This window comes from Aeromonas sp. FDAARGOS 1406 (assembly GCF_019048565.1).
GTDB classification, from domain to species: Bacteria; Pseudomonadota; Gammaproteobacteria; order Enterobacterales; family Aeromonadaceae; genus Aeromonas; species Aeromonas caviae.
In genome coordinates, this window is record NZ_CP077378.1 from 3,393,338 (window position 1) to 3,420,000 (window position 26,663).

General features: G+C 60.8%; 26 protein-coding genes (1 of these 26 cut by a window edge). 15 read left to right on the plus strand and 11 right to left on the minus strand.

Annotation, left to right across the window (positions count from 1 at the left end):
- Positions 1 to 126: 126 nt before the first annotated feature.
- The gene (locus I6L36_RS16130; RefSeq protein ID WP_109111797.1) at positions 127 to 975 is read right to left on the minus strand and encodes a hypothetical protein; all 849 of its coding nucleotides are present in this window, start codon (positions 973 to 975) and stop codon (positions 127 to 129) included.
- Positions 976 to 1,075: 100 nt separating this feature from the next.
- On the minus strand, positions 1,076 to 2,299 hold the full coding sequence (locus I6L36_RS16135; protein ID WP_109111796.1) for an Nramp family divalent metal transporter: 1,224 nt from the start codon (positions 2,297 to 2,299) through the stop codon (positions 1,076 to 1,078).
- 236 nt (positions 2,300 to 2,535) lie between these two features.
- On the opposite strand from I6L36_RS16135, the gene rpsF reads away from it, so the two are divergent.
- From rpsF to I6L36_RS16155, 4 genes are all read left to right on the plus strand, one after another.
- Positions 2,536 to 2,922 (plus strand): 30S ribosomal protein S6, encoded by a 387-nt coding sequence (gene rpsF / locus I6L36_RS16140; RefSeq protein ID WP_005331771.1) that lies wholly within the window; start codon positions 2,536 to 2,538, stop codon positions 2,920 to 2,922.
- A 32-nt stretch (positions 2,923 to 2,954) separates the two neighbouring features.
- Positions 2,955 to 3,185: a 30S ribosomal protein S18 gene (gene rpsR / locus I6L36_RS16145; protein WP_005313392.1), complete on the plus strand. Its 231-nt coding sequence runs from the start codon at positions 2,955 to 2,957 to the stop codon at positions 3,183 to 3,185.
- 52 nt (positions 3,186 to 3,237) lie between these two features.
- Positions 3,238 to 3,684 carry a 50S ribosomal protein L9 gene (gene rplI, locus I6L36_RS16150; RefSeq protein ID WP_010673120.1) on the plus strand — a complete coding sequence of 149 codons (447 nt, stop codon included), beginning with the start codon at positions 3,238 to 3,240 and terminating at the stop codon, positions 3,682 to 3,684.
- Positions 3,685 to 3,785: 101 nt separating this feature from the next.
- The gene (locus I6L36_RS16155) at positions 3,786 to 4,529 is read left to right on the plus strand and encodes a ferredoxin--NADP reductase (protein ID WP_052814586.1); all 744 of its coding nucleotides are present in this window, start codon (positions 3,786 to 3,788) and stop codon (positions 4,527 to 4,529) included.
- Between the two features lie 54 nt (positions 4,530 to 4,583).
- Here the strand turns inward: I6L36_RS16155 and I6L36_RS16160 are convergent, their stop codons facing one another.
- Positions 4,584 to 4,928 carry a hypothetical protein gene (locus I6L36_RS16160; RefSeq protein ID WP_010673122.1) on the minus strand — a complete coding sequence of 115 codons (345 nt, stop codon included), beginning with the start codon at positions 4,926 to 4,928 and terminating at the stop codon, positions 4,584 to 4,586.
- Between the two features lie 25 nt (positions 4,929 to 4,953).
- Positions 4,954 to 5,232, minus strand: coding sequence for a hypothetical protein (locus I6L36_RS16165; protein ID WP_050485177.1), 279 nt, complete (start codon positions 5,230 to 5,232; stop codon positions 4,954 to 4,956).
- A gap of 246 nt (positions 5,233 to 5,478) precedes the next feature.
- Here I6L36_RS16165 and I6L36_RS16170 point away from each other — a divergent pair, with 246 nt between their 5' ends.
- Positions 5,479 to 6,474: a Preprotein translocase subunit SecY gene (locus I6L36_RS16170; protein ID WP_109111795.1), complete on the plus strand. Its 996-nt coding sequence runs from the start codon at positions 5,479 to 5,481 to the stop codon at positions 6,472 to 6,474.
- A gap of 7 nt (positions 6,475 to 6,481) precedes the next feature.
- On the opposite strand, the gene fos is transcribed toward I6L36_RS16170, so the two are convergent.
- Positions 6,482 to 6,883, minus strand: a complete 402-nt coding sequence (fos, locus tag I6L36_RS16175) for a fosfomycin resistance glutathione transferase (protein WP_109111794.1) — start codon at positions 6,881 to 6,883, stop codon at positions 6,482 to 6,484.
- A gap of 29 nt (positions 6,884 to 6,912) precedes the next feature.
- Positions 6,913 to 7,080, minus strand: a complete 168-nt coding sequence (locus I6L36_RS16180) for a hypothetical protein (RefSeq protein WP_162540495.1) — start codon at positions 7,078 to 7,080, stop codon at positions 6,913 to 6,915.
- 56 nt (positions 7,081 to 7,136) lie between these two features.
- On the opposite strand from I6L36_RS16180, the gene I6L36_RS16185 reads away from it, so the two are divergent.
- The 4 genes from I6L36_RS16185 to gshA are packed head-to-tail and all read left to right on the plus strand — an operon-like array spanning position 7,137 to position 13,041.
- Positions 7,137 to 8,111 carry an NADP-dependent oxidoreductase gene (locus I6L36_RS16185; protein WP_069784680.1) on the plus strand — a complete coding sequence of 325 codons (975 nt, stop codon included), beginning with the start codon at positions 7,137 to 7,139 and terminating at the stop codon, positions 8,109 to 8,111.
- Entirely contained in the window at positions 8,108 to 8,545 is a 438-nt protein-coding gene (locus I6L36_RS16190; protein ID WP_029313803.1) for a YqaA family protein, read from the plus strand. Before I6L36_RS16185 ends, I6L36_RS16190 begins: the two co-directional genes overlap by 4 nt.
- 25 nt (positions 8,546 to 8,570) lie before the next feature.
- Positions 8,571 to 11,384, plus strand: coding sequence for a pitrilysin family protein (locus tag I6L36_RS16195; RefSeq protein WP_109111793.1), 2,814 nt, complete (start codon positions 8,571 to 8,573; stop codon positions 11,382 to 11,384).
- 58 nt (positions 11,385 to 11,442) lie between these two features.
- Positions 11,443 to 13,041 (plus strand): glutamate--cysteine ligase, encoded by a 1,599-nt coding sequence (gene gshA, locus I6L36_RS16200; protein ID WP_109111792.1) that lies wholly within the window; start codon positions 11,443 to 11,445, stop codon positions 13,039 to 13,041.
- 118 nt (positions 13,042 to 13,159) lie between these two features.
- Here the strand turns inward: gshA and I6L36_RS16205 are convergent, their stop codons facing one another.
- A complete protein-coding gene (locus I6L36_RS16205; RefSeq protein ID WP_010673132.1) occupies positions 13,160 to 14,479 on the minus strand; it encodes an anaerobic C4-dicarboxylate transporter in 1,320 nt (439 codons plus the stop codon).
- Positions 14,480 to 14,609: 130 nt separating this feature from the next.
- Positions 14,610 to 16,052: an aspartate ammonia-lyase gene (gene aspA / locus I6L36_RS16210; protein ID WP_010673133.1), complete on the minus strand. Its 1,443-nt coding sequence runs from the start codon at positions 16,050 to 16,052 to the stop codon at positions 14,610 to 14,612.
- Positions 16,053 to 16,501: 449 nt separating this feature from the next.
- Here aspA and I6L36_RS16215 point away from each other — a divergent pair, with 449 nt between their 5' ends.
- Positions 16,502 to 16,981 (plus strand): FxsA family protein, encoded by a 480-nt coding sequence (locus I6L36_RS16215; RefSeq protein ID WP_045523285.1) that lies wholly within the window; start codon positions 16,502 to 16,504, stop codon positions 16,979 to 16,981.
- A gap of 22 nt (positions 16,982 to 17,003) precedes the next feature.
- On the opposite strand, the gene I6L36_RS16220 is transcribed toward I6L36_RS16215, so the two are convergent.
- Entirely contained in the window at positions 17,004 to 18,338 is a 1,335-nt protein-coding gene (locus tag I6L36_RS16220) for an MATE family efflux transporter (RefSeq protein WP_254203475.1), read from the minus strand.
- 242 nt (positions 18,339 to 18,580) lie between these two features.
- Between I6L36_RS16220 and I6L36_RS16225 the strand changes: the two genes are divergently transcribed.
- The 5 genes from I6L36_RS16225 (at position 18,581) to I6L36_RS16245 (ending at position 23,348) form a co-directional block, all read left to right on the plus strand.
- Entirely contained in the window at positions 18,581 to 18,874 is a 294-nt protein-coding gene (locus I6L36_RS16225) for a co-chaperone GroES (RefSeq protein WP_005309514.1), read from the plus strand.
- Between the two features lie 43 nt (positions 18,875 to 18,917).
- Positions 18,918 to 20,552 (plus strand): chaperonin GroEL, encoded by a 1,635-nt coding sequence (gene groL, locus I6L36_RS16230; RefSeq protein ID WP_042864436.1) that lies wholly within the window; start codon positions 18,918 to 18,920, stop codon positions 20,550 to 20,552.
- Between the two features lie 94 nt (positions 20,553 to 20,646).
- Entirely contained in the window at positions 20,647 to 21,144 is a 498-nt protein-coding gene (locus tag I6L36_RS16235; RefSeq protein WP_029313815.1) for a molybdopterin-binding oxidoreductase, read from the plus strand.
- Between the two features lie 25 nt (positions 21,145 to 21,169).
- A complete protein-coding gene (locus I6L36_RS16240) occupies positions 21,170 to 23,101 on the plus strand; it encodes a bifunctional diguanylate cyclase/phosphodiesterase (RefSeq protein ID WP_029313817.1) in 1,932 nt (643 codons plus the stop codon).
- 58 nt (positions 23,102 to 23,159) lie between these two features.
- Positions 23,160 to 23,348 carry a hypothetical protein gene (locus tag I6L36_RS16245; protein ID WP_010673139.1) on the plus strand — a complete coding sequence of 63 codons (189 nt, stop codon included), beginning with the start codon at positions 23,160 to 23,162 and terminating at the stop codon, positions 23,346 to 23,348.
- A 64-nt stretch (positions 23,349 to 23,412) separates the two neighbouring features.
- Here I6L36_RS16245 and rluA read toward each other — a convergent pair whose 3' ends face one another.
- Together rluA and rapA are read right to left on the minus strand one after the other, a co-directional pair.
- Complete coding sequence (rluA, locus tag I6L36_RS16250; RefSeq protein WP_109112877.1) at positions 23,413 to 24,069, minus strand: bifunctional tRNA pseudouridine(32) synthase/23S rRNA pseudouridine(746) synthase RluA; 657 nt, start codon at positions 24,067 to 24,069, stop codon at positions 23,413 to 23,415.
- Positions 24,070 to 24,200: 131 nt separating this feature from the next.
- On the minus strand, positions 24,201 to 26,663 hold the 3' portion of the coding sequence (gene rapA / locus I6L36_RS16255) for an RNA polymerase-associated protein RapA (RefSeq protein ID WP_109112878.1). The gene runs 405 nt beyond the window's last position; the window shows 2,463 of its 2,868 coding nt (coding positions 406-2,868); the start codon falls outside the window, past its right edge; the stop codon is at positions 24,201 to 24,203.

The following is a 26,663-nucleotide window of genomic DNA, read 5'->3' on the forward strand; positions in this document are numbered from 1 at the left end:
TGCTACCCCGTGGTCATGTGGTCGTCAGTCCGGGGTGAGATACCGCCGCGCTGATCTGCCTGCGGGCCTCTCTGTCGGGGCACCGCCCCGGTCAGGGCGGTGCGGCATCAGGAGGGCTGGGGTGGTTCAGGGAGTGACCCGGGTGGTGAGGGTAAATCCCTCTTCACTGGAGGCCAGCGTCACCTGAACCTGGCCCAACTCGGTCAGACTGCTCACATGGGTGCCGCCACAGGGAATGGTGATCTCCCGACCGTCCACCATGCCATGCCAGTAGCGGGAATCGATGATGGCATCACCGGCCCGGCTGCGGCGGATCTCGCCTCCCTCTTTGAGCCAGCGCATCAGCTGCTCGTTGACCTGGAGCGCTATCCTGTCGAGGTCGGCCAGCAATGCCTCGCTGTTGATTCCCTTTTTCCGAAGGCTCTTGCCGATCCGGTACTGCTCCTTTGATCCTCTGGGCTCGACCCGGGAGTGCTGGATGGCGAGGCGATCGAAATCCGGCTGCCCGAGAGCGTCCAGCTCGCTTGTCTCCTTTCGCCAATAGGGCGTGAGCGCCCGATTGAGGGCCAGTGCCACCAGGTGGCAGGCGCTGTGGCCCAGGCTCAGGGCATGGCGAGCCTCGGCATCCACTGTCAGTTCCACAGGCGAGCCAATGGCAAGGTGATGGGAACCGGCGAGGGGATGCACCACCACGAAAGCCCACCCATCCGCCCCCCGCTTGACCGGAATCTCCGTATCCACGAACAGCTCGCCCTCGGGACTGATGGCGCCCATGCGGCAGGGGCCCACGGCCGCTTCCCCCTCTTCCCAGCGCACTGTGCCCACGTCACCGGGTTGATCGGGCCAGAGGTGGCTCTGGGGATGAAAGGGGGTGAGGTCGGTGACCAGCAGGGTCGGATCCCCCTGTTTGCAACAGACGACGCTGGCCTGTTCCTGATGGTGGCCCAGTACGAAGCTGGCTCGGGTATGTTCCATGGCAGGGCTCCCGCAACGAGATGATGAGAAGGGAAAGGAGCAGCATACGCGAAAGTGCGAAGAGGCTCATCAACCCGGGTCAATGAGCCTCAAGATGGCGTTAGAGGGTGGTGACCAGCAGATAGGCATTGAGGCCGATCACCAGGGCGACGATGAGGCGCCCCACGGCCTGGGTGACGGGGTGATTGCGATGTGCCCCCATCAGGGCGCGATCACCGGTCAGGATCAGCAGCGGAATGAGAGCGAGGGCGATGCCGAAGCTCAGCACTACCTGGCTCAACACCAGGATTTCAGTGGTGTTGAGGCCCATGGCGATCACCACGAAGGCGGGGGCCATGGTGATGGCTCGGCGCAGCCAGAGCGGAATGGTGAAGCGCACGAAGCCCTGCATCACCACTTGTCCCGCCAGCGTTCCCACCAGGGTGGAGGAGATGCCGGAGGCGACCAGGGAGAGGCCGAACAGGGTGGCGGCTGCCGGGCCCAGCAGGGGCGTGAGGGTCTGGTAGGCCGTTTCCAGCTCGGCCACCTGCTGGTTGCCGGAGCTGTGGAAGGCGGCCGCCGCCATGGCCATCATGGCCAGGTTGACGAAGCCGGCGATGGTCATGGCGATGGTCACGTCGATCCGGGTGCTGTGCAGTCGCTGGGTCACCGTGCCCTGCTCCTGGGTGTGCTGGGTCAGGGCCGAGTGGAGATAGATGACATGGGGCATCACGGTGGCACCAAGCACGCCGGCGGCAAGATAGACAGCATCACCATTGGGGAGACCGGGGAAGAGTGCCCCTTCCAGCAGACTCGGCAGATGGGGGCGCGAGAACACCAGCTCGACGATGTAGGCGGCGGCCACGAACAGCAGCAGGCCCCCCACCACGAACTCCAGCGGCTTCTGGCCGCGGGATTGCAGCATCAGGATCCCCCAGGTGACCACGGCGGTGATGCAGGCCCCTTCCAGCAGGGTGATGCCGAGCAGCAGCTTGAAGCCGACCGCAGCGCCGATGAACTCGGCGAGATCGGTGGCCATGGCGATGATCTCGGCCTGCACCCAATAGGCCCAGACTGCGGGCCTGGGCAGACGATCACGAATGTGTTCCGCCAGGTTCTTGCCAGTGACGATACCGAGCTTGGCCGAGAGGGTCTGCACCAGCATGGCCATCAGATTGGCCCACACCACTACCCACAGCAGTTGATAGCCGAAGGTGGAGCCGGCCTGGATGTTGGTCGCAAAATTGCCCGGGTCGATATAACCGATGGCGGCGATGAAGGCGGGGCCGAGCAGGGTCAGCTTGAATTTGCGGGCCGGGATGGCCGTGGTGAGCGCAGGTTGCATACTGTCATCCTCCGTGGGGATATGAGGAGAGTATGGATCTAAATGATAACTGTTATCAATTAAAGTTTTGTATCGGGCTCATCGAGAAAAACATCTCGCTTCGCCAGTTGCAGTGGGAGAGGTGATTTCGTACAATACGCCGCCCTAGAAAGCAGCGTCTAAACATCACTATGTTCCTTGCCTCCGAGGTCTGGCTGCACCTGGGCGGAGGCTGAATTAATCCGTAAGGAGCTAAAATGCGTCATTACGAAATCGTCTTCATGGTTCATCCGGACCAGAGCGAGCAAGTACCTGGCATGATCGAGCGTTACACCGGCGCTATCACCACCGCTGGTGGCACCATTCATCGCCTGGAAGATTGGGGCCGTCGTCAACTGGCTTACCCGATCGACAAGCTGCACAAGGCTCACTACGTTCTGATGAACGTAGAAGCTGAACAGGCCGTTATCGATGAGCTGGAAACCAACTTCCGCTTCAACGATGCCGTTATCCGCAACATGATCATGCGCACCAAGCACGCCGTGACTGAAGTTTCTCCGATGGCCAAGGCCAAGGAAGAGCGCTTCACCCGTCGTGACGACGAGCGTCGCGAAGATGCTGTTGAAGCGTCTTCCGAAGAGTAATTCTTAGATCACCGCATTAGAGGATAAAGGCCATGGCACGTTATTTCCGTCGTCGTAAGTTCTGCCGCTTCACCGCCGAGAACGTTACCGAGATCGACTACAAAGATATCGTTACTCTGAAAAACTACGTCACTGAATCTGGCAAGATCGTACCGAGCCGTATCACCGGTACCCGCGCCAAGTATCAGCGTCAGCTGGCACGCGCCATCAAGCGTGCTCGTTACCTGGCTCTGCTGCCGTACACCGATCTGCACAACAAGTAAGAATCGGCCCGGCGCTTACGCCTAACTCAACGAAATTTATAGAGGAAAGGTAATGCAAGTTATCCTGCTCGATAAGATCGCCAAACTGGGCGGTCTGGGTGACCAAGTTTCCGTAAAAGCTGGTTATGCCCGTAACTACCTGATCCCGCAAGGCAAAGCTGTTATGGCCACCAAGGCCAACATCGAAGCCTTCGGTGCTCGTCGCGCTGAGCTGGAAGCCAAACTGGCTGCCAACAAGGCTGCTGCCGAAGAGCGCGCTGCCAAGCTGGGTGAGCTGGCTGCCGTTGTCATCGCCTCCAAGTCTGGCGACGAAGGCAAGCTGTTCGGTTCCATCGGTACCCGTGACGTGGCTGAAGCCATCACTGCTGCCGGCGTAGCCGTTGCCAAGAGCGAAGTCCGCATGGGCAACGTTCTGCGTAACACCGGTGAGTACGAAGTTGTTGTTCAGCTGCACGCTGACGTCAAAGCAACCGTACAAATCCAGGTTGTTGCTCTGTAATAGCGTTCCGCTCTTGCAGAAAAACCCGCGCACATGCGCGGGTTTTTTATTTTCAGATCAAGGGGTAAAGTGAAGGTCTGTTCCTCTGGAGGAGAACCTTTATGGCTGCCTGGGTCGAAGGTCGGGTCATCGAGCGCATCGAGTGGACACCCACCCTGCTCTCCCTGCGTGTGGAGGCGGAACTTGCCCCCTACAAGGCGGGTCAATTCACCAAGCTGGCCCTGGAGCAGGGCGAGCGTCGAGTCCAGCGTGCCTATTCCTTCGTCAATCCTCCCGGCACGCCCTATCACGAATTCTATCTGGTGGAGATCCCCGGCGGTGAACTGAGCCCCTCTCTCGGTTCCCTGCAGGTGGGCGACGGCCTGCTGGTGCAGTCCCAGGCCACCGGTTTTCTGACCTTGGATGAGATTCCCCCGGGACGGGATCTCTGGCTGCTCTCAACCGGCACCGCCATCGGCCCCTTCCTCGCCATGCTGGCAGAAGGACAGGTCTTCGACCGATTCGAGCATCTGGTGCTGGTACATGGGGTGAGAAAAGGGGAAGAGCTCAGCTATCAGCCGCTTATCGCCAGTTTTGCCGAGCAGCATGGCGAGCGTTTTCGCTATGTTCCCTTCGTCAGTCGTGAGACCTGGCCGGAGGCGATGGCAGGGCGCATCCCGGCAGCCATCGTCGATGGCAGCTTGCAGGCGAGGGTGGGGCTGAACTTCTCCCCCGAGTTGAGCCAAGTGATGATCTGCGGCAACCCCGCCATGGTGAAAGAGACTCAGCAGACCCTGCTCGGGCTGGGGCTTGCCAAGAACCTGCGTCGCGCTCCCGGCAATATCAGCATGGAAAACTACTGGTAGGGGACATGACTCCAGGGGCCACAGGCCCCTCAACCATGTCCATGGGCATGCTGGTCAGTGTTTTTGGTGGCCGTTGCCGCCGTGCTTGTTCCTGGGCTTGTCATGGCCCTGACCCGGGTTGTTGCCACTGTGAATGCTGCGGTTGTAATGGTCGCGGTATTTGCCATCCATGTTGTCGCAGTTGAGCTGGATGCGGCTGGTCCGGGTGCTGACATCCAGGCAGTTGTGCTGCCACCACTCGTACTCCTTGTCGTCCCAATCCAGGCTTACCCGGCCCTGGTCGGTGGAGATCCGGATGTCGTCATCGTGTTTGGAAGGGGGGGCAGCAAAGGCCATTCCCTGAACCAGAAGCAGGGAGAGCAGCAGTGCGCCGCGGGAAGTCATGGTCATGTGGGTCATCGCATCAAGGCTCCTGTCAGGGGGATCATTGATCCGGTTGCGTGCTGATCTGATTGGTGCTGGGGGGCTGGTTGCGCTGCGTCTCATCCTCCAGATTGAGGTTGATCCTCTTGCAGTCGGCGGCGGCCGTGTCACCGCTCCCGAGATCGAAGCAGTTGCTCTGGGACCAGTCAAACTGCGTGTCATTCCAGTCCAGATTGAAGGTCAGCGCATCCACGGAGAAGGTCTGGCTCCCTTCGTCCTGTGCCAGGGCGCTACCAGTGATCAGAAAAAGAGAGAGCAACAAAGCCGTCGTTCTGTTCATGATGTCCTCGAGTCGTGTTCGGTGGAAATGAGTGTAATGCGGCGGGCTTAACCCGAGCATAACCGCAGATGTTCTTCAGGTACGGGGTCGATTGTAGTGTTTTTCTGCTGCGGATTTGCACGTTTTGGTCGCACTCTGGGCAGCTGATCGTCCATCGGCGGGAATTCGGGGATTTGCCCTTCTCTCCGGGGGAGTGGCGACTATAATCGGCAGCCAACTTTTCCTGCAGATGTTTCCCGTTTCATCATGACTACTCAGGCTTGCACCGCATTGCGTTACCCCAAGGGATGGTTCGCCCTCACGACTGTCTACAGTTTTACCGGGCTGGCCATTCTGGCTTCCATCGTCTTCTCCCTGCTGCTGTTTCTCTCCATCGACGAAAACCCCCTGATGAAGTGGCTGTTCGGCGGGCTGGCCATCATCTTCGAGCTGGGCAAGTTCTACGTCTGGTACGAGTACGGCGAGTGCAAGGCGAGGCGGGATCTGGGCGGCGCCTTCTGGTCGCTGCTGTTCTACAGCGTGCTGGCCGCCATCTCCATCGGGGGCAGTATCGGCGGCATCAACAGCGCCACCAACACCATCCTGAGCCAGCAGGCGCGTCACGAGCGGGAGATAGCCCGTTTCGACGAGCAGATAGCCAGCATAGAGCGGCAGATCCAGCTCAACGAAGAGGCGGCCCGCAAATACATCGAGATGGCGCGTATCTCGAGCGGCGTCAGCGGTCTGCAGCAGGCCAACACCAAGCTCAGGCTGCGTCAGGACGAGCTGCGCCAGGAGCGGGACGCCAAGCCGCTGGGGGAGCAGTCCTCCATGCTGGGGCTGATGAGCAGTCTGGCGGACGGGGTCGGCATGAGCATCGGTCAGGTGCAGTTCCTGCTGGTCTGCTTCCTGTCTATCCTGCTCGATGCATTTGGTGCCTTTTTCGTCAGCCTGATTGGTGAGGAGAACCGCTTCCGCCGTCAATGGATGTGGCAACGGGAGAAGGCGCAAGCCGAGGCCCGGGTCGCAGCGCCGACCCCGGAGCCGCCAGCCATCAGCAGACCCATGCCCGAGCCAGCCGTGGTCGCCCAGGTGCGCGACGCGCTGGAGAGCGGCGAGCTCAAATGCAGCAAACGCAAGGTGGCAGAGGCATTGTCACTGTCTCTGGAGGAGGTGGACCGGGTGTTCCAGCATCTGCTGGCGCAGGGCGTGCTGGGGCAGGGCAGCAATCGTCACTACCATCTTCGTGCCGAGCAGGGGTGAATCCGGCTCAGTCGAACCAGATAAGACCCTCATAGGGTTGCTGTCTGAGAGAGGCGAGGCGGCTATCCAGGTTGCCTGCATGGATTTCCAGTCGGTGCCCGTCGGGATCCAGCAGATAGAGTGAATCCCCTTCGCTGCTGTTCTTCTTCCACTCCACGACGCCCGCCGCGCGCAGACGGGCGCAGAAGGGCGGAAACTGTTCAGGCGAGATGCCAAACGCGACATGGCTGTAATCTCTGGCCGGTTGGGGGGGATCGCAGGAGAGACAGAGCCAGAGATCGCCGAGGGTGAGATAGGCTCCCCGTGCCCATCTCACCCTGGGGCGACATCCCAGCAAGTCGACATAAAAGGCAACGCTGCTGTCGAGATCGCCGGTTGCCAGCGTGAGATGGTTCAGTCCCTGCAGCATCTTCTCTTCTTCCCCCTTGTCCCCGAACCCTAGTGAGTGAGCACCATCATCAGGCAGAGGAAGGCGGCAAGCCCGCCGCCGATGCCGATGATCCAGTAAAAGCCCTTTGCCCCCTGTTTGAGCGGAATGCGGAAGTAGAGCAGAAACGCCCACCACCCCAGGGCCAGCAACAGAGGAATAAGAAACATTCGAGCCATGGTGTCCTCGCTGTTATTCTGTTGACCCTTGATCAATCAACAGGATGGATTGTGCAATGACGCAGCTACAGATTACCGCATTCGGCGACCCCTCGGTACTCAGGCTCAACCCTTCCCTGGACAAGGTGCCCGCGGAGGGAGAGGTCCGGGTGCGCATCTGCTTTGCGGGGGTCAACCCCATCGATGCCAAGACCCGGGCCGGTCTCGGCTGGGCGGCGGCCCAGAACAAGGACAACCTGCCCTGGACGCCGGGTTATGACGTGGCCGGTGTGGTGGAAAAGGTGGGGCCCGGCGTGACCTCCCTGGCCGAGGGGGAACTGGTGTGCGGCATGGTGGGCTTCCCCCTCGCCGCCGGTGCATATGCCGAATCCGTGGTGGCCCGCGAGGAGGAGCTGGTCAAGCTCGATGGGGTGAGCCTCAGGCAGGGAGCGGCCCTACCGCTGGCGGGTCTCACCGCCTGGCAGGGGCTGCTGGAGCACGGTGGCCTGCAGTCGGGGCAACGGGTACTGATCCTGGCCGGTGCCGGTGGCGTCGGCCACCTGGCGGTGCAGTTTGCCGCCGCCTATGGTGCCCACGTGGTTGCCACGGCAAGCGGCGACAATCACAGCTTCCTTCATAGTCTCGGGGCGAGCCGGATGGTGGATTACCACCAGGCCGGGTGGTGCACCGAGGCGATCACCGATGGTCCGTTCGATCTGGTGCTGGATCTGGTGGGGGGCGAGAGCGGCAAGGCGGCGCTGGCCTGCGTCAAGCCGGGTGGCCGTCTGGTGACGGTCCCCACCATCACGGCCCAGCAGATCAAGGACGCGGGGGCCGAGCTTGGCGTCGAGGTTGTCGGCATGCTGGTCCATCCCGATCGAACGCAGCTGACCCAGATGCTGACGCTGCTTCGCCAGGGGGAGGTGAAGATCACCGTCTCCGGTGAATACACGCTGGCAGAAGGGGCGCTGGCCCATCAGGCCATCGAGCAGGGCCATGTGCGCGGCAAGCTGTTGCTGCGCATGTCCGCCGCAGACGGTCAGCCCGGATGATAGACTTCACCGGGATGGGGCTGGGAGGGCTGTTTCTGAGCGCCTTCACCTCCGCCACCCTGCTGCCCGGCAGCTCGGAAGTGCTGCTGGGCGCCATGGCGGTCAAGGGGGAGTGGAGCATGACCAGCCTGCTTTTCTGGGCGACGCTGGGCAATACCCTGGGTTCCATGACCACCTGGTGGCTCGGCTGGCTCGCCACCCACAAGAAAAAACCGGAAGATTTTCAAGGCCGTGGGGAACAAAAAGCCCTTGGTTGGCTCAAACGTCATGGCCACTGGTGTCTGCTGCTTGCCTGGACGCCTGTGGTCGGCGATGGTCTCTGTCTGCTGGCTGGTTGGCTGCGCCTCTCCTTCTGGCGCTCCCTCATCTTGATCGGGCTCGGCAAATTGCTTCGTTATGCCCTGGTGTTTCTGCTGGCCAGTCAGATCTTCTAGCCCTTTTGTCACTCACGAGGTACCCGTGAACAAACTCATTCCATTAAGCATGCTGCTGGGCTTCTCCCTTCCCGTGCTGGCGGCCCCGACCCTGGTGTCCGAGCAGGTCAAACAAGAGGGCAAGCTCGGCATTCCCTACCAGATGTACAAGCTGGACAACGGTTTGACCGTGATCCTGGCCCCCGACCACTCCGATCCCCTGGTGCATCTGGACGTCACCTATCACGTCGGCTCCTCCCGGGAAACCGTGGGCAAGTCGGGCTTTGCCCACTTCTTCGAGCACATGATGTTCCAGGGCTCCAAGCACGTTGGTGATCAGGAACACATGCGGATCATCAACGAGGCGGGCGGTGACATGAACGGCACCACCAACAAGGACCGCACCAACTACTACGAAACCGTGCCGGCCAACCAGCTGGAGAAGGTGCTCTGGCTGGAGGCGGATCGCATGGGCTTCCTGCTCGATGCGGTGAGCCAGAAGAAGTTCGAGATCCAGCGCGCCACCGTCAAGAACGAACGGGCCCAGCGCATCGACAACCAGCCTTATGGCCTGGTGGGCGAGCGGGTGGGGGAGGCACTCTATCCGCGTACCCACCCCTACTCCTGGCAACCCATCGGTTATGTGGAGGATCTCGACCGGGTCGACGTCAACGACCTCAAGCAGTTCTTCCTGCGCTGGTATGGTCCCAACAACGCGACCCTGACCCTGGGCGGCGACTTTGATACCAAGCAGGCGCTGGCCTGGATTGAGCAGTACTTCGGTTCCATCCCGCGCGGTCCGGATGTGGCAGAACCGACGCCCCAGCCTGCCACCCTGCCGGCAACCCGCTACGTGACGCTGGAAGACAAGGTGCATCTGCCGCTCCTGTATATCAGCTACCCGACCGTCTCCCTGGGTGACCCGCAGGAGCCGGCGCTGGACATCTTTGCCGATGTGCTGGGGGGCTCTGCCAGCTCCATGCTCTACCAGTCCCTGGTGAAAACCGGCAAGGCCATCGAGGCGGGTGCCTCCCACTCCTGCGAAGAGCTGGCCTGCACCCTGACGGTCTATGCCTACCCCAATCCGGCGGCGGATGGCAGCCTCAAGACCCTCAAGGGCGAGGTGGACAAGGTGATCGGCGAGTTCGCCCAGCGCGGCATCAAGCCTGCGGATCTGGAGAAGGCCATCAGCAGCTATCGCGCGTCCGCCATCTGGGGACTCGACAGCATCGAGGGCAAGGTAAGCCAGCTTGCCATGGGGCAGGTGCTGGCCCGGGATCCCGACTATGTGTTCAAGAATCTGGATGCCATCGCCCGGGTCAAGGGGTCTGACGTCAAGGCTGCCTACGACAAGTTCATCCAGAACAAGCCTGCCGTGGTGCTGAGCGTGGTGCCCAAGGGCAAGAGCGACTGGCAGGCCGCCAAGCCCAATTTCACTCCCGCCAAGCGGGAGCTGCCGGATTACAGCAAGCATGACAAGGTGCTGGCCGAGCGGCCGGTGAAAGATGACTTCGATCGCAGCGTGCAGCCCAAGGCGGCCGATGCGGTGAGCGTCAAGGTGCCCGCCATCTGGCGTGGCAAGCTCGACAAGGGGATCGAGATCATCGGCACCCACAGCGACGAGATCCCGGCCGTCTCCATCATGATCGCCCTGCCGGGTGGCATCCGGGCCGAAGGCAAGGGAGAGCTTGGGCTGGCCAGCCTCACCGCCGCCATGCTGGAGCAGGGGACGACGCGCCTCTCCGAAGCCGAGCTGAGCGACGAGCTGCAAAAACTCGGCGCCAGCATCAGTGTCTCCAGCGCCCAGTACAACAACCTCATCACCATCAGCAGTCTGGCGGACAAGCTGCCCGAAACCCTGGCGCTGGTGCGGGAAGTGCTGCTGCAACCCGGCCTGCGGGAAGCGGACTTCGAGCGGCTCAAGACCCAGATGCTGCAAGGCATGAAACAGAGCGAGCAGCAACCCGAGTGGCTGGCGGGTCAGGCGTTCCGCGAACTGGTCTATGGCAAGCAGAACCGCCTCGGCCAACCCTCTGACGGGGTGCTGGCGGACGTGGAGAAGCTGACCCTGGCGGATGTGAAGCGCTTCTATGAGGCCTATTACAATCCGGCCAATGCCAAGGTGGTGGTGACAGGTGATGTGACCGCCCAGCAGGTGGAATCCGGTCTCGCCTTCCTGACCCAGTGGCAGGGAACCGCCCCGACCCTGGGGGATCTCAAGCCCGGGGGAGAGCAGGCCAAGCCAGGCATCTATCTGGTGGACAAGCCGGGGGCCCCCCAGTCGGTGATCCGTATCGGCCGTCGCGCCATGCCGTTTGACACCACGGGAGACTATTTCATCGCCAACCTGATGAACTTCAACCTGGGTGGCAACTTCAACAGCCGCATCAACCTCAACCTGCGGGAAGACAAGGGCTACACCTATGGTGCCAGCTCGGGCTTCCAGGCCAACCGCGAGGCGGGTATCTTCGCGACCGGCGCCAATGTGCGCACCGATGCGACCGTGGATGCCATCCGCCAGTTCCTCAAGGAGATGGACGGCTACCGCAAGAGCGGGCCGACCCCGGTGGAGCTGGCCTACATGCGCAGCGCCGTCTCCCAGCAGGATGCGCTCTCCTACGAGACCCTGGGGCAGAAGGCTGGCTTCCTGCTGCAGATGATCATGTACGACCTGAAGCCGGACTATGTGCAGGCCCAGAACAACCTGATCAAAACGGTGTCACCCGAGACGCTGAAGGCCAGTGCAGCCCGCTGGCTGGATCCGGCCGAGATGGTGATTGTGGTGGTGGGAGACAAGCAAAAGCTTGAAAAACCCCTGAGCGAGCTTCATCTTCCCATCTATCCACTGCAACTGCCCTGAGGGGCGTCGCAACAATAAGTGCCGCCCCGGGTGGGGCGGCCACACATGAGCCGTGAATATGACTACTACTAGCTTGTCGCTCACCGAGTTGCTGGCTGCGCTGGGCACCCCGGAACGGGTGACCGCCCTCAAGGGGATCCGGCGCGGGATCGAGCGCGAATGTCTGCGCATCACCCCCGAAGGGACCCTGGCCCAGACCGATCACCCCAGAAGCCTGGGGTCGGCCCTGACCCATGCCAACATCACTACCGATTACTCCGAGAGCCTGCTGGAGTTCATCACGCCGGCCACCGACTCCATCGAGAGCCTGATCGAGCAGCTCGGCGACATTCACCGCCACACCATTCATCATCTGGGAGAGGAGCGGATCTGGCCCCTCTCCATGCCCTGCTTCGTCGGTGACGAGGAGAGCATCCGCCTGGCCCAGTACGGCAGTTCCAACATCGGGCGGATGAAGACCCTCTATCGCCAGGGGCTGAAGAACCGCTACGGCAGCCTGATGCAGGTGATCGCCGGGGTGCACTTCAACTTCTCCATGCCGGACAGCTTCTGGTGCGAGTGGCAGGATCTGGTGGGAGAGGGCTGCTGCAGCCAGCGATTCATCTCCGACAAGTACATGGGGCTTATTCGCAACGTCTACCGCTTCGGCTGGCTGGTGCCCTATCTGTTCGGCGCGTCTCCGGCCATCTGCGACTCCTTCCTCAAGGGGCGCAAGAGCAGCCTGCCGTTCCAGAAGGCCGGCAAGGGCACTCTTTACCTGCCCTATGCCACGGCTCTGCGCCTGTCCGATCTCGGTTACACCAACAGCGCCCAGGCGGGGCTCAAGATCAGTCATGACAGCCTGCCCGCCTATGTGAGCAGCCTGCGCCGGGCCATCAATACCCATGATCCCGACTTCGCCAGGATAGGGGTCAAGGTGAACGGCGAGTACCGCCAGCTCAACGACAACGTGCTGCAACTGGAGAACGAGCTCTACGCGCCGATCCGCCCCAAGCGTACCCCCCGCAGCGGCGAGAAGCCCTCGGATGCGCTGGAGCAGCGCGGCATCGAATACATCGAGCTGCGCACGGTGGACGTCAATCCTTTCACCCCGTTCGGTATCGAGGTAGATCAAATCCGCTTCTTCGATCTCTTCCTGGTCTGGTGCCTGTTGCGCCCGTCCCCCGTGCTCTCGGATGACGAGGTTGCCCGCAACCGCCGCAACCAGAACAAGGTGGTGCTGGAGGGGCGTCGCCCCGGCCTGACGCTTGAAGATGAGCAGGGCAATGCCATCGGCCTCAAGGAGTACGGCCTCAAGCTGTTCGACGAGCTGGCCGAGGTCGCAGCACTGCTGGATCGCTGCTGCGGTCGCAACCGCTATCGCGAGACGCTGGCGATGCACCGTGAGAAGCTGCTCGACCCCGAGCAGACCTACTCCGCCCGCCTGCTCAAGCAGTTGCTTTCAAGCGGCCAGGACAACGGCTGCTTCGGCGATGCGCTGGCGAGCCGCTACCGGGAAGAGATGCTGGCCGGCGAGCTGCAATACTGGGACGAGGCCTACTTTGCCGGCGAGGCGCGGGACTCCCTGGCCAAGCAGCGGGAGCGGGAACGCAGTGACAGTCTGTCGTTCGACGACTTCCTGGCTGACTATTTCGGTACCCGCCAGACCACGGTCTGAGGATGCCGCCAGGATGACGAAAGCCGCTCCCGGGAGCGGCTTTTTCATGGGAGCCCGGCGGTGGCCTGGCATAAAAAAACGGCCCGTTCGGGCCGTTTTGCATGGGGTGGTACACCGGTCAGAGGATGAGACCACCGAAGAAGAAGCCGAGCGCCACAGCCATGGCGATGGTGGCCACACCCGGGATGAAGAAGGGGTGGTTGAACACGGCCTTGCCGATGCGGGTGGATCCGGTGTCGTCCATCTCGACCGCGGCCAGCAGGGTCGGGTAGGTCGGCAGCACGAACAGGGCGCTCACGGCGGCGAAGGAGGCGATGGCCGCCAGCGGGCTGACACCCAGTGCCAGGGCGGCAGGCATCAGGGCCTTGGTGGTGGCACCTTGCGAGTAGAGCAGCATGGAGGAGAAGAACAGCACCACGGCCAGCAGCCAGCTGTATTGGCTCAGCAGATCGCCGGCGAACGCCTGGATCTCCACCATGTTGCCCTTCACGAAGACGTTGCCCAGCCAGGCTACGCCCAGCACGCAGATACAGGCGGACATACCGGACTTGAAGGTCGGCATGTTGGTGATCTGGGCCGCGTCCAGTTTGCAGAACAGGACCATCAGGGTGGCGGCGGAGAGCATGATGCCCATGATGGCGCCATCGCGGGGGATCGGCGGATTGCTGATGAGGCCGACATTGCCGGAGATGGCGGTGGCATAGGCCATCACGGCCACGATGGAGGCGACGAAGATGCCGACGGAGAGCTTGGCATAAGGCTTGATCTCAACCTGGCTGGTACCGCGCAGCTTGATGAGTCCCTTGGCTTTGCGCTCCAGATAGACTTCGTCCTGATCCAGCGGCTTGCCCAGCAGGTTGGCGATGAAGGCCCCCAGCAGACAGGCGATGAAGCTGGACGGGATGCAGATGGCCAGCAGGGTCAGGTAGTCGACGCCAAGCGGCTCCAGCATGCCGGAGAAGGCGACCACGGCCGCCGAGATGGGGGAGGCGGTGATGGCAATCTGGGAGGCAACGACCGCGATGGAGAGCGGACGGGAGGGGCGAATGCCCTGCTCCTTGGCCACTTCGGCGATCACCGGCAGGGTGGAGAAGGCGGTGTGACCGGTACCGGCCAGCATGGTCATCAGGTAGGTGACGACCGGCGCGGCGAAGGTGATGTGCTTGGGATTCTTGCGCAGGGCTTTTTCGGCCAGGTGCACCAGATAATCCATCCCGCCGGCCAGCTGCATACAGGCGATGGCGCAGATGACGGACGCGATGATCATGATCACGTCCCACGGGAGATAGGTCACCAGCTGATCGCTCGGGATGGGCATGCCCAGCCCCCAGGTCAGTACCAGTACCCCAAGACCACCGGCAAAGCCGATGCCGATGCTGCCTATCCGGGCCCCCAGATAGATAGCGGCGAGCACGACAAGTAACTCGATTCCAATCATAGCGAACACTCCATTTTCCAGTTTTTTTAGGTTTTATTAGGCTAAAAAGCCAATTCCCGATGGGGCTGTGGAGAGACCGCTCGGGAATTGACTTTAAATGGGCCGGGATAACCCCGGCCCATCTGCTCGCTTATACGGTGGCTTCGCGGGTGTAACGCTTGGCTTTGTATTGCGGGTTCATCAGGTTCTCGATGGAGAGGATCTCGTCCAGCTGTTCGGCGGTCAGCAGGCCGCGTTCCAGCACGACTTCGCGGACGTTCTTGCCGGTCTGGGCACAGATCTTGCCGACGATGTCGCCTTCATGGTGACCGATGAAGGGGTTCAGGTAGGTCACGATGCCGATGGAGTTCAGCACGTGGTTCATGCAGATGTCCGGGTTGGCGGTGATGCCTTCCACGCACTTCTCGCGCAGGGAGATGCAGGCTTTTTCCATCAGGCTCAGGGATTCGAACATGGCCTGACCGATCACCGGCTCCATGACGTTCAGCTGCAGCTGACCGGCCTCGGCAGCGAAGGTGATGGTGACGTCGTTGCCGAATACCTTGAAGCAGGACTGGTTGACCACTTCCGGAATGACCGGGTTGACCTTGGCCGGCATGATGGAGGAGCCAGCCTGCATTTCCGGCAGGTTGATCTCTTTGAGCGCGGTGCGCGGGCCGGAGGAGAGCAGACGCAGGTCATTACAGATCTTGGAGAGCTTCATGGCCAGACGCTTGACCGCACCGTGCAGCATCACATAGGCGCCGCAGTCGGAGGTCGCTTCGATGAGGTCCTCTGCCGGCACGTAGGCACGACCGGTGATCTCGGCCAGACGCTTGATGGCAAGACCGGAGTACTCGGGCGGAGTGTTCAGACCGGTACCGATGGCGGTGGCGCCCAGGTTCACTTCCAGCAGCAGCTCCTGGCAACGCTTGATGGATTTGATCTCTTCACGCAGGGTGACGGCGAAGGCGTGGAACTCCTGACCCAGGGTCATGGGCACGGCGTCCTGCAACTGGGTACGGCCCATTTTCAGGATATGTTTGAATTCCTTGGCTTTGACATCGAAGGCGGCGATGAGGGCTTCCAGAGCGTGCAGGGTGGTGTCGGTGCTGTTGACCACGGCCACGCGGAAACCGGTGGGGTAGGCATCGTTGGTGGACTGGCACTTGTTGACGTGATCGTTGGGGTTGATGACGTCGTAGCGACCCTTTTCAAGTCCCATCAGCTCGAGGGCGATGTTGGCCAGCACTTCGTTGGTGTTCATGTTGACGGAGGTACCGGCGCCGCCCTGATAGACATCGACCGGGAACTGATCGAAGCACTTGCCGGTGTTCAGCATCAGGTCGCAGGCTTCGACAATCTTGTCTGCGATCTCGGGACGGATGGTGCCCAGTTCACCGTTGGCCAGTGCAGCCGCCTTCTTGGTCAGGACCATGCCACGAACAAACTCGGGAACGTCAGAAATCTTCTGAGTGCTGATCTTGAAGTTTTCAACAGCGCGCAGGGTGTGCACGCCGTAGTAGAGGTCGTTGGAAACTTCTTTGGTGCCCAGCAGGTCTTCTTCAATGCGGACGTTCTTGATGTCGCTCATTGTTATGCCTCAGAAATCAAATAAATGGAAACGATCCTCACCGAGTGGTCGCGATTTCCCTACGCACATTTCATCCTGAAGCACCACACATCGGGTGGGGCAGTTGGGAGCCAGTTGCTCCCTGTGCAATGACTGGTGTTGATGTTACCCCAATTGAGGTATCCGGTATTAGACCTGGATCACTAAATTTGAGGCAACCTCAAATTTCTTGTGGTCATTAAACAGATATTGCAATCGGGCGATTAACTTTGACAGAACAACCACCTCAATCCCAGTTGGGCGGACAAATATTTATCCGTATTCCGGGGCCTGCGGCAGGAGAGGCTTGAAAAATGATCAAGCAACCCCATTTTAATGTCAGAAGACCTGAACCCGGCGCGTCAGCATCAGCGATGTGCGGCTGCCGACCGGACACCCCGGGTCCATTCATTCATCGCTCCGAGGTTGCTATGGGCAAGTTGTTACTGTTGTTGGTCGGGCTGGTATTGCTGGAGCTCACCGTCATGATCAAGGTGGGGTCCGTGATCGGGGCCTTGCCGACCGTTGGCTTGCTGGTGCTGACCGCCGTGCTGGGATCGTCGCTGGTGCGCAGCGAGGGGATCAAGACCCTGCTCACTGCCCAGCAGAAGATGCAGCTGGGGGAGATGCCCGGCCGCGAGGTGATGGGGGGCATGATGCTGGCGCTGGCGGGCTTGCTGCTGATTATCCCGGGATTTGTGAGCGATATTGTCGGCATCCTGCTGCTGCAGCCCTGGCTGCGCAACATGCTGGCCGACAAGCTGATTGGCAGCAATCAGTTCAGGATGCAGATGGGGGGCTTCCAGGCTCGCCAGCAGCCGTTCGAGCCGGGTCCCGGCGATGACAGGCCCGGACAATCCCCGCGAGCGGGTGGCAACACCATCGAAGGGGAGTTCGAACGCAAAGAGTAATCGCGAGCCCCGAGCTGTGCTGTCAGGGTTTCCCCTGATGGCACAGCCGCTCGAATCTGTGGCGGGCATACCCCCAAGCCAGCAATCCGGCGGCCAGGTTCGCCAGCAGCATCCCCAGATGGATCCCCTGTTCTCCCCCCAGTTTTGCCCCCAGCCAGGCCCCCGGCAGCAAGAAGACAAACAGTCTGATGCCGTTTATCAGCAGTGACACCGCCGATGCCCTGACGCCGTTGAGGGCCGAGGCCAGCAGCATCACCATGCCCTGAAAACCGTAGCCGATGGGGACCAGATGCAGATAGAGCACGATGAGGCGCACCACTTGCGGATGATCGCTGAACAGATCGGCGATGAAGGGGGCGAGAAGCCAGGTCAGCGCGTAGACCCCAAGCTGGAATATCAGGGCAAAGCGCATGCAGAGCAGCAGGGCGGCCTTGGCTCGGGCCGGATTCCCGGCGCCGCAGTTCTGCGAGATGAAGGGGGCCAGCACGGAGGAGAGCGCCATCATCACGATGAGCAGCAAGGCCTCGACCCGGGATGCCGCGCCGTAGGCGGCGACCACCTCGGTTCCCAGCCCGGCGAAAATGATCATCAACACGGCGTTGGCCAGTGGGTTGAGCATGTTGGTAAACGATGCGGGCACCGCCACATGGAGCAGGGCGCGCCAATGGGCCAGCAGCTGAGGGCGGGGAGAGAGGCGCCAGCGCAGCAGGCCCTCGCGGTGGCGCAATATATAGAGGCTGACCAGCATGGCCATCAGCCAGGAGAGGGAAGTGGCGATGGCGGCTCCCCGAATGCCCCACTCAGGGAAGGGGCCTGGCCCGAAGATGAGCAGAGGATCCAGCACGCCGTTGACCAGACCGGCGACCCCCATCACCAGACTGGGGGTCTTGGTATCCCCCGTGGTCCGGATAGCTGCATTGCCGACCATGGGCACGACCAGCATGGGGACGGTCAGATACCAGATAAGCATGTAGTCGTGGATGAGGGAGATGAGCTCGGCGCTGGCCCCCAGCAGGGTGAACAGAGGGGTAATGGTCATTGCCCCCAGCCCGGCGAGCAGACTCACCAGGATGACGGCAAGGAACAGACAGTCTGTGGTGATGCGGGCTGCCTCGTCATGGCGACCCTGCCCCAGGGCATGACCGAGCAGGGCACACAGGCCAGCCCCCAACCCCATGGTCAGGGAGGTGACGACAAAGGTGACCGGGAAGGTGAAACTGATGGCGGCTAGCGCCTGGGTACCCAGCATGCCGATGAAGAAGGTATCGACCAGGTTGAAGGCCAGGATGGCGATGATGCCCAGGATCATGGGGCCCGTCATGCGCAGCAGCATGGGTGTCATGGGGGCGGTCAGCATGGGATTGGGTCGGCTCAAGGCAGAGTCTCTAGGTGCTTTGGGCCTGAATGCTGGCCGTCTCCATCCGCCTTCCTGATTGGGGATGGGTGATCCATCGAAGGTGTTCATAGTACGTGAAAATATTTTTTTTGTATTTGCCCTTGAAGGGCTAGCCCTGTTGCCCCAGATCAGGGGCATGACAAATTTGGCCGATTGCGGCCATTCCTCAAGCAACACAGAGACTCATTTTGGGAGAGTTATCGATGAAAATTCGTCCACTGCACGACCGCGTCATCATCAAGCGCATCGAAGCTGAAGCCAAATCCGCTGGCGGCATCGTCTTGACTGGCACTGCGGCCCAGAAGTCCACCCGTGGTGAAGTTCTTGCCGTGGGGACTGGTCGAATTCTGGACAATGGGGATGTCAAAGCACTGGCCGTCAAGGTGGGTGACAAGGTGATCTTCAACGAAGGCTACGGCGTGAAGACCGAAAAGCTGGATGGCCAGGACGTACTGATCCTGTCCGAAACCGACATCCTGGCGATTGTCGAAGAGTAATCACCCTCCCTCTTTTCCCGAATTGATTTAAGGATTGAAGAACATGGCAGCTAAAGAAGTTAAGTTTGGCAACGAAGCTCGCATCAAAATGCTGGAAGGCGTCAACATCCTGGCCGATGCCGTCAAGGTGACCCTGGGACCGAAAGGCCGCAACGTGGTGCTGGACAAGTCCTTCGGCGCCCCGACCATCACCAAGGATGGCGTCTCCGTTGCCCGTGAAATCGAACTGGAAGACAAGTTCCAGAACATGGGTGCCCAGATGGTCAAGGAAGTCGCTTCCAAGGCCAATGACGCCGCCGGTGACGGTACCACCACTGCCACCGTACTGGCTCAAGCCATCGTCAACGAAGGCCTGAAGGCCGTTGCCGCCGGCATGAATCCCATGGATCTGAAGCGTGGTATCGACAAGGCCGTTGTGGCTGCCGTTGCCGAGCTGCAAGCTCTGTCCACCCCCTGTGCCGACAACAATGCCATCGCCCAGGTAGGCACCATCTCCGCCAACTCCGACGAGAAGGTCGGCAAGCTGATTGCCGAAGCCATGGACAAGGTCGGCCGTGACGGCGTCATCACCGTGGAAGACGGTCAGGGCTTGGAAGACGAGCTGGCGGTGGTAGAAGGCATGCAGTTCGACCGCGGCTACCTCTCCCCTTACTTCGTGAACAAGCCGGAAACCGGCTCCGTCGAACTGGATGACCCTTTCATCCTGCTGGTGGACAAGAAAGTCTCCAACATCCGCGAAATGCTGCCGGTGCTGGAAGGTGTGGCCAAGGCGGGCAAACCGCTGATCATCGTGGCCGAAGACGTGGAAGGCGAAGCGCTGGCGACTCTGGTGGTCAACACCATGCGTGGCATCGTGAAAGTGGCCGCCGTCAAGGCGCCGGGCTTCGGTGATCGCCGCAAGGCCATGCTGCAGGATATCGCCATCCTGACCGGTGGTACCGTGATCTCCGAAGAAGTGGGCATGGAGCTGGAAAAAGCGACCCTGGAAGATCTGGGCCGTGCAAAGCGCATCGTCATCACCAAAGAGAACACCACCATCATCGATGGCGTGGGTGATGCTGCCCTGATCGAAAGCCGCGTGGCCCAGATCCGTCAGCAGATCGAAGAGACCTCTTCCGATTACGACCGTGAGAAGCTGCAAGAGCGCGTGGCCAAGCTGGCCGGCGGTGTTGCCGTGATCAAGGTGGGTGCTGCCACTGAAGTTGAAATGAAAGAGAAGAAAGCCCGTGTTGACGATGCCCTGCACGCCACTCGCGCAGCCGTGGAAGAAGGCGTGGTTGCCGGTGGTGGTGTAGCGCTGGTGCGCGTTGCTGCCAAGCTGGCCTCCCTGCGTGGTGACAACGAAGACCAGAACGTCGGTATCAAGGTTGCCCTGCGCGCCATGGAAGCCCCGCTGCGTCAAATCGTCATTAACGCCGGCGAAGAAGCCTCCGTCATCGCCAATGCCGTGAAGAACGGTGAAGGCAACTACGGTTACAACGCCTACACCGAACAGTACGGCGACATGCTGGCCATGGGTATCCTGGACCCGACCAAGGTAACCCGTTCTGCCCTGCAGTTCGCCTCGTCCGTCGCTGGCCTGATGATCACCACAGAGTGCATGATCTCCGAGCTGCCGAAGAAAGATGCACCTGCCATGCCTGATATGGGTGGCATGGGCGGTATGGGTATGATGTAATCCCGTCAAGTCATCAAACGGCTCGCTTTTGCGGGCCGTTTTTTTTAGTGCTACTAAGCTGAAGTTGTTGATAGTGAAATGATCTGAGGTGAACATGCGATACTTAGGGCTTCTCCCGTTACTCCTTTCCCTGGCCTTGCCGGGCATGGCGCAGGCGACACCGCAGGGGCCGGTCATTCTCAAGGTGACGGGGAATCTGGACCCTGCCGACCCGGCAGATGGAGAGGTGCTGTTCGATATGGCCATGATCCAGGCGCTGCCGCAGCATGAGGTGGTGACGAGCAATCCCTGGGTGGACAAACCGCACAAATACGTAGGGCCGAAACTGGCGGACGTGCTGACGGAGGTGAAGGCCAACGGCAAGAGCATCACGCTCACCGCCCTGAACAGTTTCCAGATCCGGATCAACTGGGATAAGGTCAAGCAATACGATCCTATTCTGGCCTGGCAGGATGACGGGATGACCATGCGGGTACGTGACAAGGGGCCACTCTGGTTTATCCTGCCACTGGATCAGCATCCCGAACTCAGGCGTTCCGAGTTCACCGACATGATGATCTGGCAACTGAGTGCGATCGACATTCAGCAGTAAAAACGGTGGTTTACGGGAGTACTGGGTGAAAGCGAAGACCAGGGCCTGGCCCTTACTCGGCGTTCTTTATCTATCCATTCTGTTGTTCACGGGTAGCACCCTCTATTGCCTGGTGCAGATACAAAATGCGACCCGGGTGATGGAGAAGTACACCTATGACGTCTCCTGGGCATTGATGCAGTTGCAGCTCGAGCTGGGCCGCTTTCTCAATGCCGTCGAGATTTACCACTATGGCGGCATAGACCAGGAAGCCCTGCTGCTCCGCTATGACATTCTCTGGAGTCGTACCCCCATCCTCCTGAGCGGCCAATTGAGAAAAAGCCTCGCGGACAATCCGAAGACGCTGCGGCTGGTGAAACTGACCGAAAGCAGCATTCGCAAGCTGGAGCCTGATTTGGTCAGGCTCAAACCGGGGACGCCGGATTACCAGCAAGTCATGATGACACTGGCGCCCTTGCAGGAACCCCTCTCTTACTCTCTTGCTTCCGTCATGCAGAACAACATTAACGTCTATACGGGCAACGACGCGCGTTTTGGCCAGCTGCGCAATGCCCTGCTGTTCATGGTGTCGGGGCTGGTGGTGTCCGTCATTCTGCTCAGCGGCCTGCTGGTGCGAGAAGCCAGGCGCCATTTCAGGACCGCTAGGATCGATCCCCTCACCGGGCTCGCCAACCGGCTGGCGCTGCTGGAAAAGATGGATGCCTATGTCACCCGTGACACCTCCTTCGGACTGGTGCTGGTCGACATCAACGACTTTCGTGATATCAACAGCAAGTTTGGCTACAACACAGGGGACCTCCTGTTGCAAGAGGTGGCAAAGCGTCTGCGCGCCCTGTGCGAAAACGGGGAGTGGGTGGCGCGTTTGGGGGGAGATCAGCTTGCCATGCTGCAACGGGAGGGGAGCGATCTTCGCCAGGTCAGGGAGCTCGTGGCCAGAGTACTCCACTCCATCAAGCAAGACATCATCATCGACAACTACCCTTTCCGGCTTGAGGTTGGTATCGGTATCGCCTTCTTCCCGACCGACAGCAACCAGACCCAGGAGTTGCTCAGCCGGGCGGAGCAGGCCCTCTCTCACAGCCGCAAGACCCATGTTCCCTATGTCATCTATGACAGTTCCCTGCTCAACGAGACGGCCAGGCGCAAGCATCTTGCGTCCGACATGGTGATGGCACTGGAGCACAATGCGCTCGAGCTCTATTACCAGCCCATCGTCAATCTGGAAAGTGGCCGCTGTGAAGCCGTGGAGGCGCTGCTGCGCTGGCGCCATCCCGAGCTTGGCTTTATCCCGCCCAACGAGGTGATCCAGGTGGCGGAAGAGTTTCAGCTGGCTGAGAAACTGGGTGGCTGGGTATTGAATACCGCATGTGAGCAACTGCATCAGTGGCAGCACCTGGGTTTGGTGGACTTGCAGATGTGCGTGAACATCTCCCCGGGCATGTACCAGCGCAACCTGCTGAAGCTGGTGGCCAGAGCGCTGATGGAGCACCATATTCCCGCGTCCAGCCTGGTGCTGGAGGTGACGGAAGACACCACCATGCGCGAGGTCAAGAACTCGCTGCAGTTGATGCAGGATCTCAGCCAGCAGGGGGTACATCTGGCCCTTGACGACTTCGGCACCGGCTACTCCTCCCTCAGCTATCTGCAGAAGCTGCCGGTGAGCAAGGTGAAGATAGACAGGTCCTTCATTCAGGGTATCGACACCTCTATCGAGGCGGCCGAACTGGTCGCCAACATCTGCCGTATGGGCTCCATGCTTGGCAAGAAACTGGTATGTGAAGGGATCGAGACCCAGGGGCAGCTCGATGTGCTGCGCTCATTGACCGACATACATCTGTATGGGCAGGGATATCTGTTCAGTCGCCCGGAGCATGCTGAAAAGGCCTATCAGACATTGCTGGAGATGGAAGAGCGCTGGTTGGCCCGGCGCTCGCCGGACAAGGCATATCTGCGTTGAACGATATGGCTCATGTCTCACCGGGCCCGGCCGATAGTCTCTTGGCAGGAGGTACACAATGGATATTTCTAGTTCTGCAAATGCGTCGTTCGGTTCTGCACTGATGGTGGCCAGCCTGGCCAAAAAGCAGCAGACCCAGGAAGGCGAATCCGCACTGAAACTGCTGGAAACAGCAGCGCAATCCGCTCCGGCTGCGCCGACATCGGCCAGCGCTTCCCTCGGAAGCAAGATCGATATCCGCGTCTGAGCGATAAAAAAGCCCCCATCTCTCGATGGGGGCTTTCTTTTTATTGGGCTGTTACCTGTCAGGCTCAGACCGGGAAAGGGGCCGGTGCCTCGAAGGTCATCCGCTCGCCGCTGCGGGGGTGGCTGATGGTCAGGCTGGCCGCATGAAGATAAAGGTGCGGTGCAGCCGCCAGCGCATCCGGGTTGGCGTAGAGGTTGTCGCCGAGGATGGGGTGACCCAGCTCCAGCATGTGTACCCGCAACTGATGGGAGCGACCGGTAATCGGGGTCAGCTTGATCAGGCTGTTGCCGTTCTCCACCTTCAGTTTCTGCCACAGGGTGAGGGCATGACGCCCCTCCTCAAAATCCACCTTCTGCTTCGGCCGGTTGGGCCAGTCGACGCAGAGCGGCAGATCCACTTCACCCGCATCCAGCACCGGTTCACCCCACACCCAGGCGAGGTAGTGCTTCTCGGTCTCACGCTCTCGGAATTGCCGGCTCAGCTCCCGGTGGGAGTTGGGGGTGAGCGGGATCACCAGCACGCCGGTAGTCGCCATGTCGAGGCGATGGGCAGCCGCCGCTTTGGGGTGCTGCTGCTTGACCCGATGGAGCACGCTGTCTTCATTCTCGGGGCCGCGCCCGGGGACGCTCAGCAGGCCAGTGGGCTTGTTGACTACCATGATGTCCTTGTCCTTGAACAGGATATCGAGCCAGGGTTCCAGGGGCGGGGAGTATACAAACATAGCGTCTCGCATCTTGGGTCAAAGCGGGGGCAAGCCCCCATCAGTTATGGGTAACCACGATAAAAAGTGCATGGCATCCAGCCTGAGTTGGGTCTGGTCGTTAGCAACCAGATGATGCCTGCACCGTTTTATCAGTTATGGGTAACCACAATAAAGCGGATGGCATCCAGCTTGAGTTGGGTCTGGTCGATCAGGTGGTGCAATTCTGCCTGCAAATTGCGCAGATAATCCAGTTCGCTGTCGCGCACGTTCGGGTTGACCGCCTTGAGCGCATCCAGCCTGTCCAGATCCTGTTGCAGGGTCTGCGCCATCTGGGCACGGGCCTTGTCGACAATCCCGGCTTTCAGTTCGTTGGCAATGACCTCGCCCTTGCCAATCAGGCCGTGGATCACCGGCTGGGATGCGGTAACCAGCTTGCTGCCAAGGTGGCGGTTGATCGGTGTCAGCTGGCGGTTGAAGGCATCGAATGCCACCTTCTCTCCCAGATTCTGGCCGTTCTTGTCCATCAGCAGACGGATCGGCGTCGGCGGCATGAAACGGTAGAGCTGGGGATGAGCCGCGGACTCGGCAACGAAGATCAGCTCAAGCAGGATGGAGCCGACCGGCAGCGCCTTGTTCTTGAGCAGTGCCACCGAGGTGGCACCGATCTCGGAACCCAGGATCAGGTCGATACCGCCGCGCATCATGGGGTGATCCCAGGAGAGCAGCGCCATGTCATCCCGCGACAGGGCGGTGTTGCGATCGAAGGTGATGGTCATGCCGTCTTGCGGCAGGCCCGGGAAGCTCGGCACCAGCATGTGATCCCCGGGAGTCAGCACCAGCGCATTTTCACCGCGATCATCCTGGTTGACGCCGATCTCGTCGAACATCTTGAGGGCGAAGGAGATCATGCCGGTGTCGTCATCTTCGGCGGCGAGCTTGTCGACCAACTGCTGGGCGGCGGTGCCACCGCTGGAGTGGATTTCCAGCAGGCGATCGCGACCCTGTTCCAGCCGGGCCTTGAGCGGCTCGTGCAGTTCGCGGGTCTTGGCCAGCAGGGCGTCGAGGGGGCCCTGCTCGCCGGTGTTGGCGGCCAGCAGCTCGAACAGCTCGTCACGTACCGCTTCGAACACCGGGCGGGCCGTCGGGCAGGTCTGCTCGAATGCATCCAGACCATCGTGATACCAGAGTTGCAGGGCGCGCTGGGCAGTCCCTTCCAGATAGGGGACGTGGATCTCGACGGTATTCTGCTGACCGATACGGTCCAGTCGGCCGATACGCTGTTCCAGCAGATCCGGGTTGAGTGGCAGATCGAACAGCACCAGATGGCTGGCAAACTGGAAGTTGCGACCTTCTGAGCCGATCTCGGAGCAGAGCAGCACCTGAGCGCCCCCCTCAGCTTGAGCGAAATAGGCGGAGGCCTTGTCCCGCTCGAGGATCGACATCCCTTCGTGGAACACGGCGCCACGGATCCCTTCACGGGTGCGCAGCGCCTCTTCCAGGGCGATGGCGGTGGCTGCTTCGGAGCAGATCACCAGCACCTTCTGCTGACGGGCGGAGAGCAGCAGTTCCAGCAACCATTCGACGCGCGGGTCGAACTGGGTCCAGGTAGCGTTGTCGCCTTCGAACTGCTGGAAGATCTTCTCGGGATAGAGGTAGCGCAGGGCACGGGTCTGCAGATCGCCGCCATTGCCACCCATCATCCCCATCACCTTGATGGCGGTCTTGTACTGCTCCGGCAGCGGCATGGGGTAGACGTTGAGGTGGCGCTCCGGGAAGCCCTGAATATTGGCGCGGCTGTTACGGAACAGCACCCGGCCGGTGCCATGCTGATCCAGCAGCTTGGCGACCGCCTGCTGACGGGCGGCGGCATCGCTCAAGTCCAGCCCTTCCAGCTGGCTGGCAAGGATTCTTTTAGCTTCATCGCTCAGGGTCTCGCCATCCAGCAGCTCCTGGGCTGCGCTCGCGACCTGACCGTAGGCCTGCTCCTCGGCGAGGAAGGCGTCGTAGTCGTAGAAACGCTCCGGGTCGAGCAGGCGCAGACGAGCAAAGTGACTCTGGTGGCCCAGCTGATCAGGGGTCGCGGTCAGCAGCAGCACGCCCGGTACTTGTTCGGCCAGCGCTTCCACCATTTCGTAGGCGCGGCTGGGGGCCTCCTCACTCCACTCCAGATGGTGCGCTTCGTCGACAACCAGCAGATCCCACTCGGCTTCCAGCACTTGTTCGAAGCGACGACGCTTCTTGCGCAGGAAGTCGAGGCTGCAGATCACCAGCTGTTCGGTCTCGAAGGGGTTCTCCGCATCGGCGAACGCCTCGATGCAGCGCTCCTCGTCAAACAGGGAGAAGTGCAGGTTGAAACGGCGCAGCATCTCGACCAGCCACTGGTGCTGGAGCGTTTCGGGCAGCAGGATCAGCACCCGATGGGCGCGGCCGGAGAGCAACTGCTGGTGAATGATCATGCCTGCTTCGATGGTCTTGCCCAGACCCACCTCGTCTGCCAGCAATACGCGCGGGGCGTAGCGGTGACCCACTTCATGGGCGATGTAGAGCTGGTGCGGGATCAGACTGACTTTCCCGCCAGCCAGGCCGCGAGTCGGGTTGCGGCGACGCTGGTG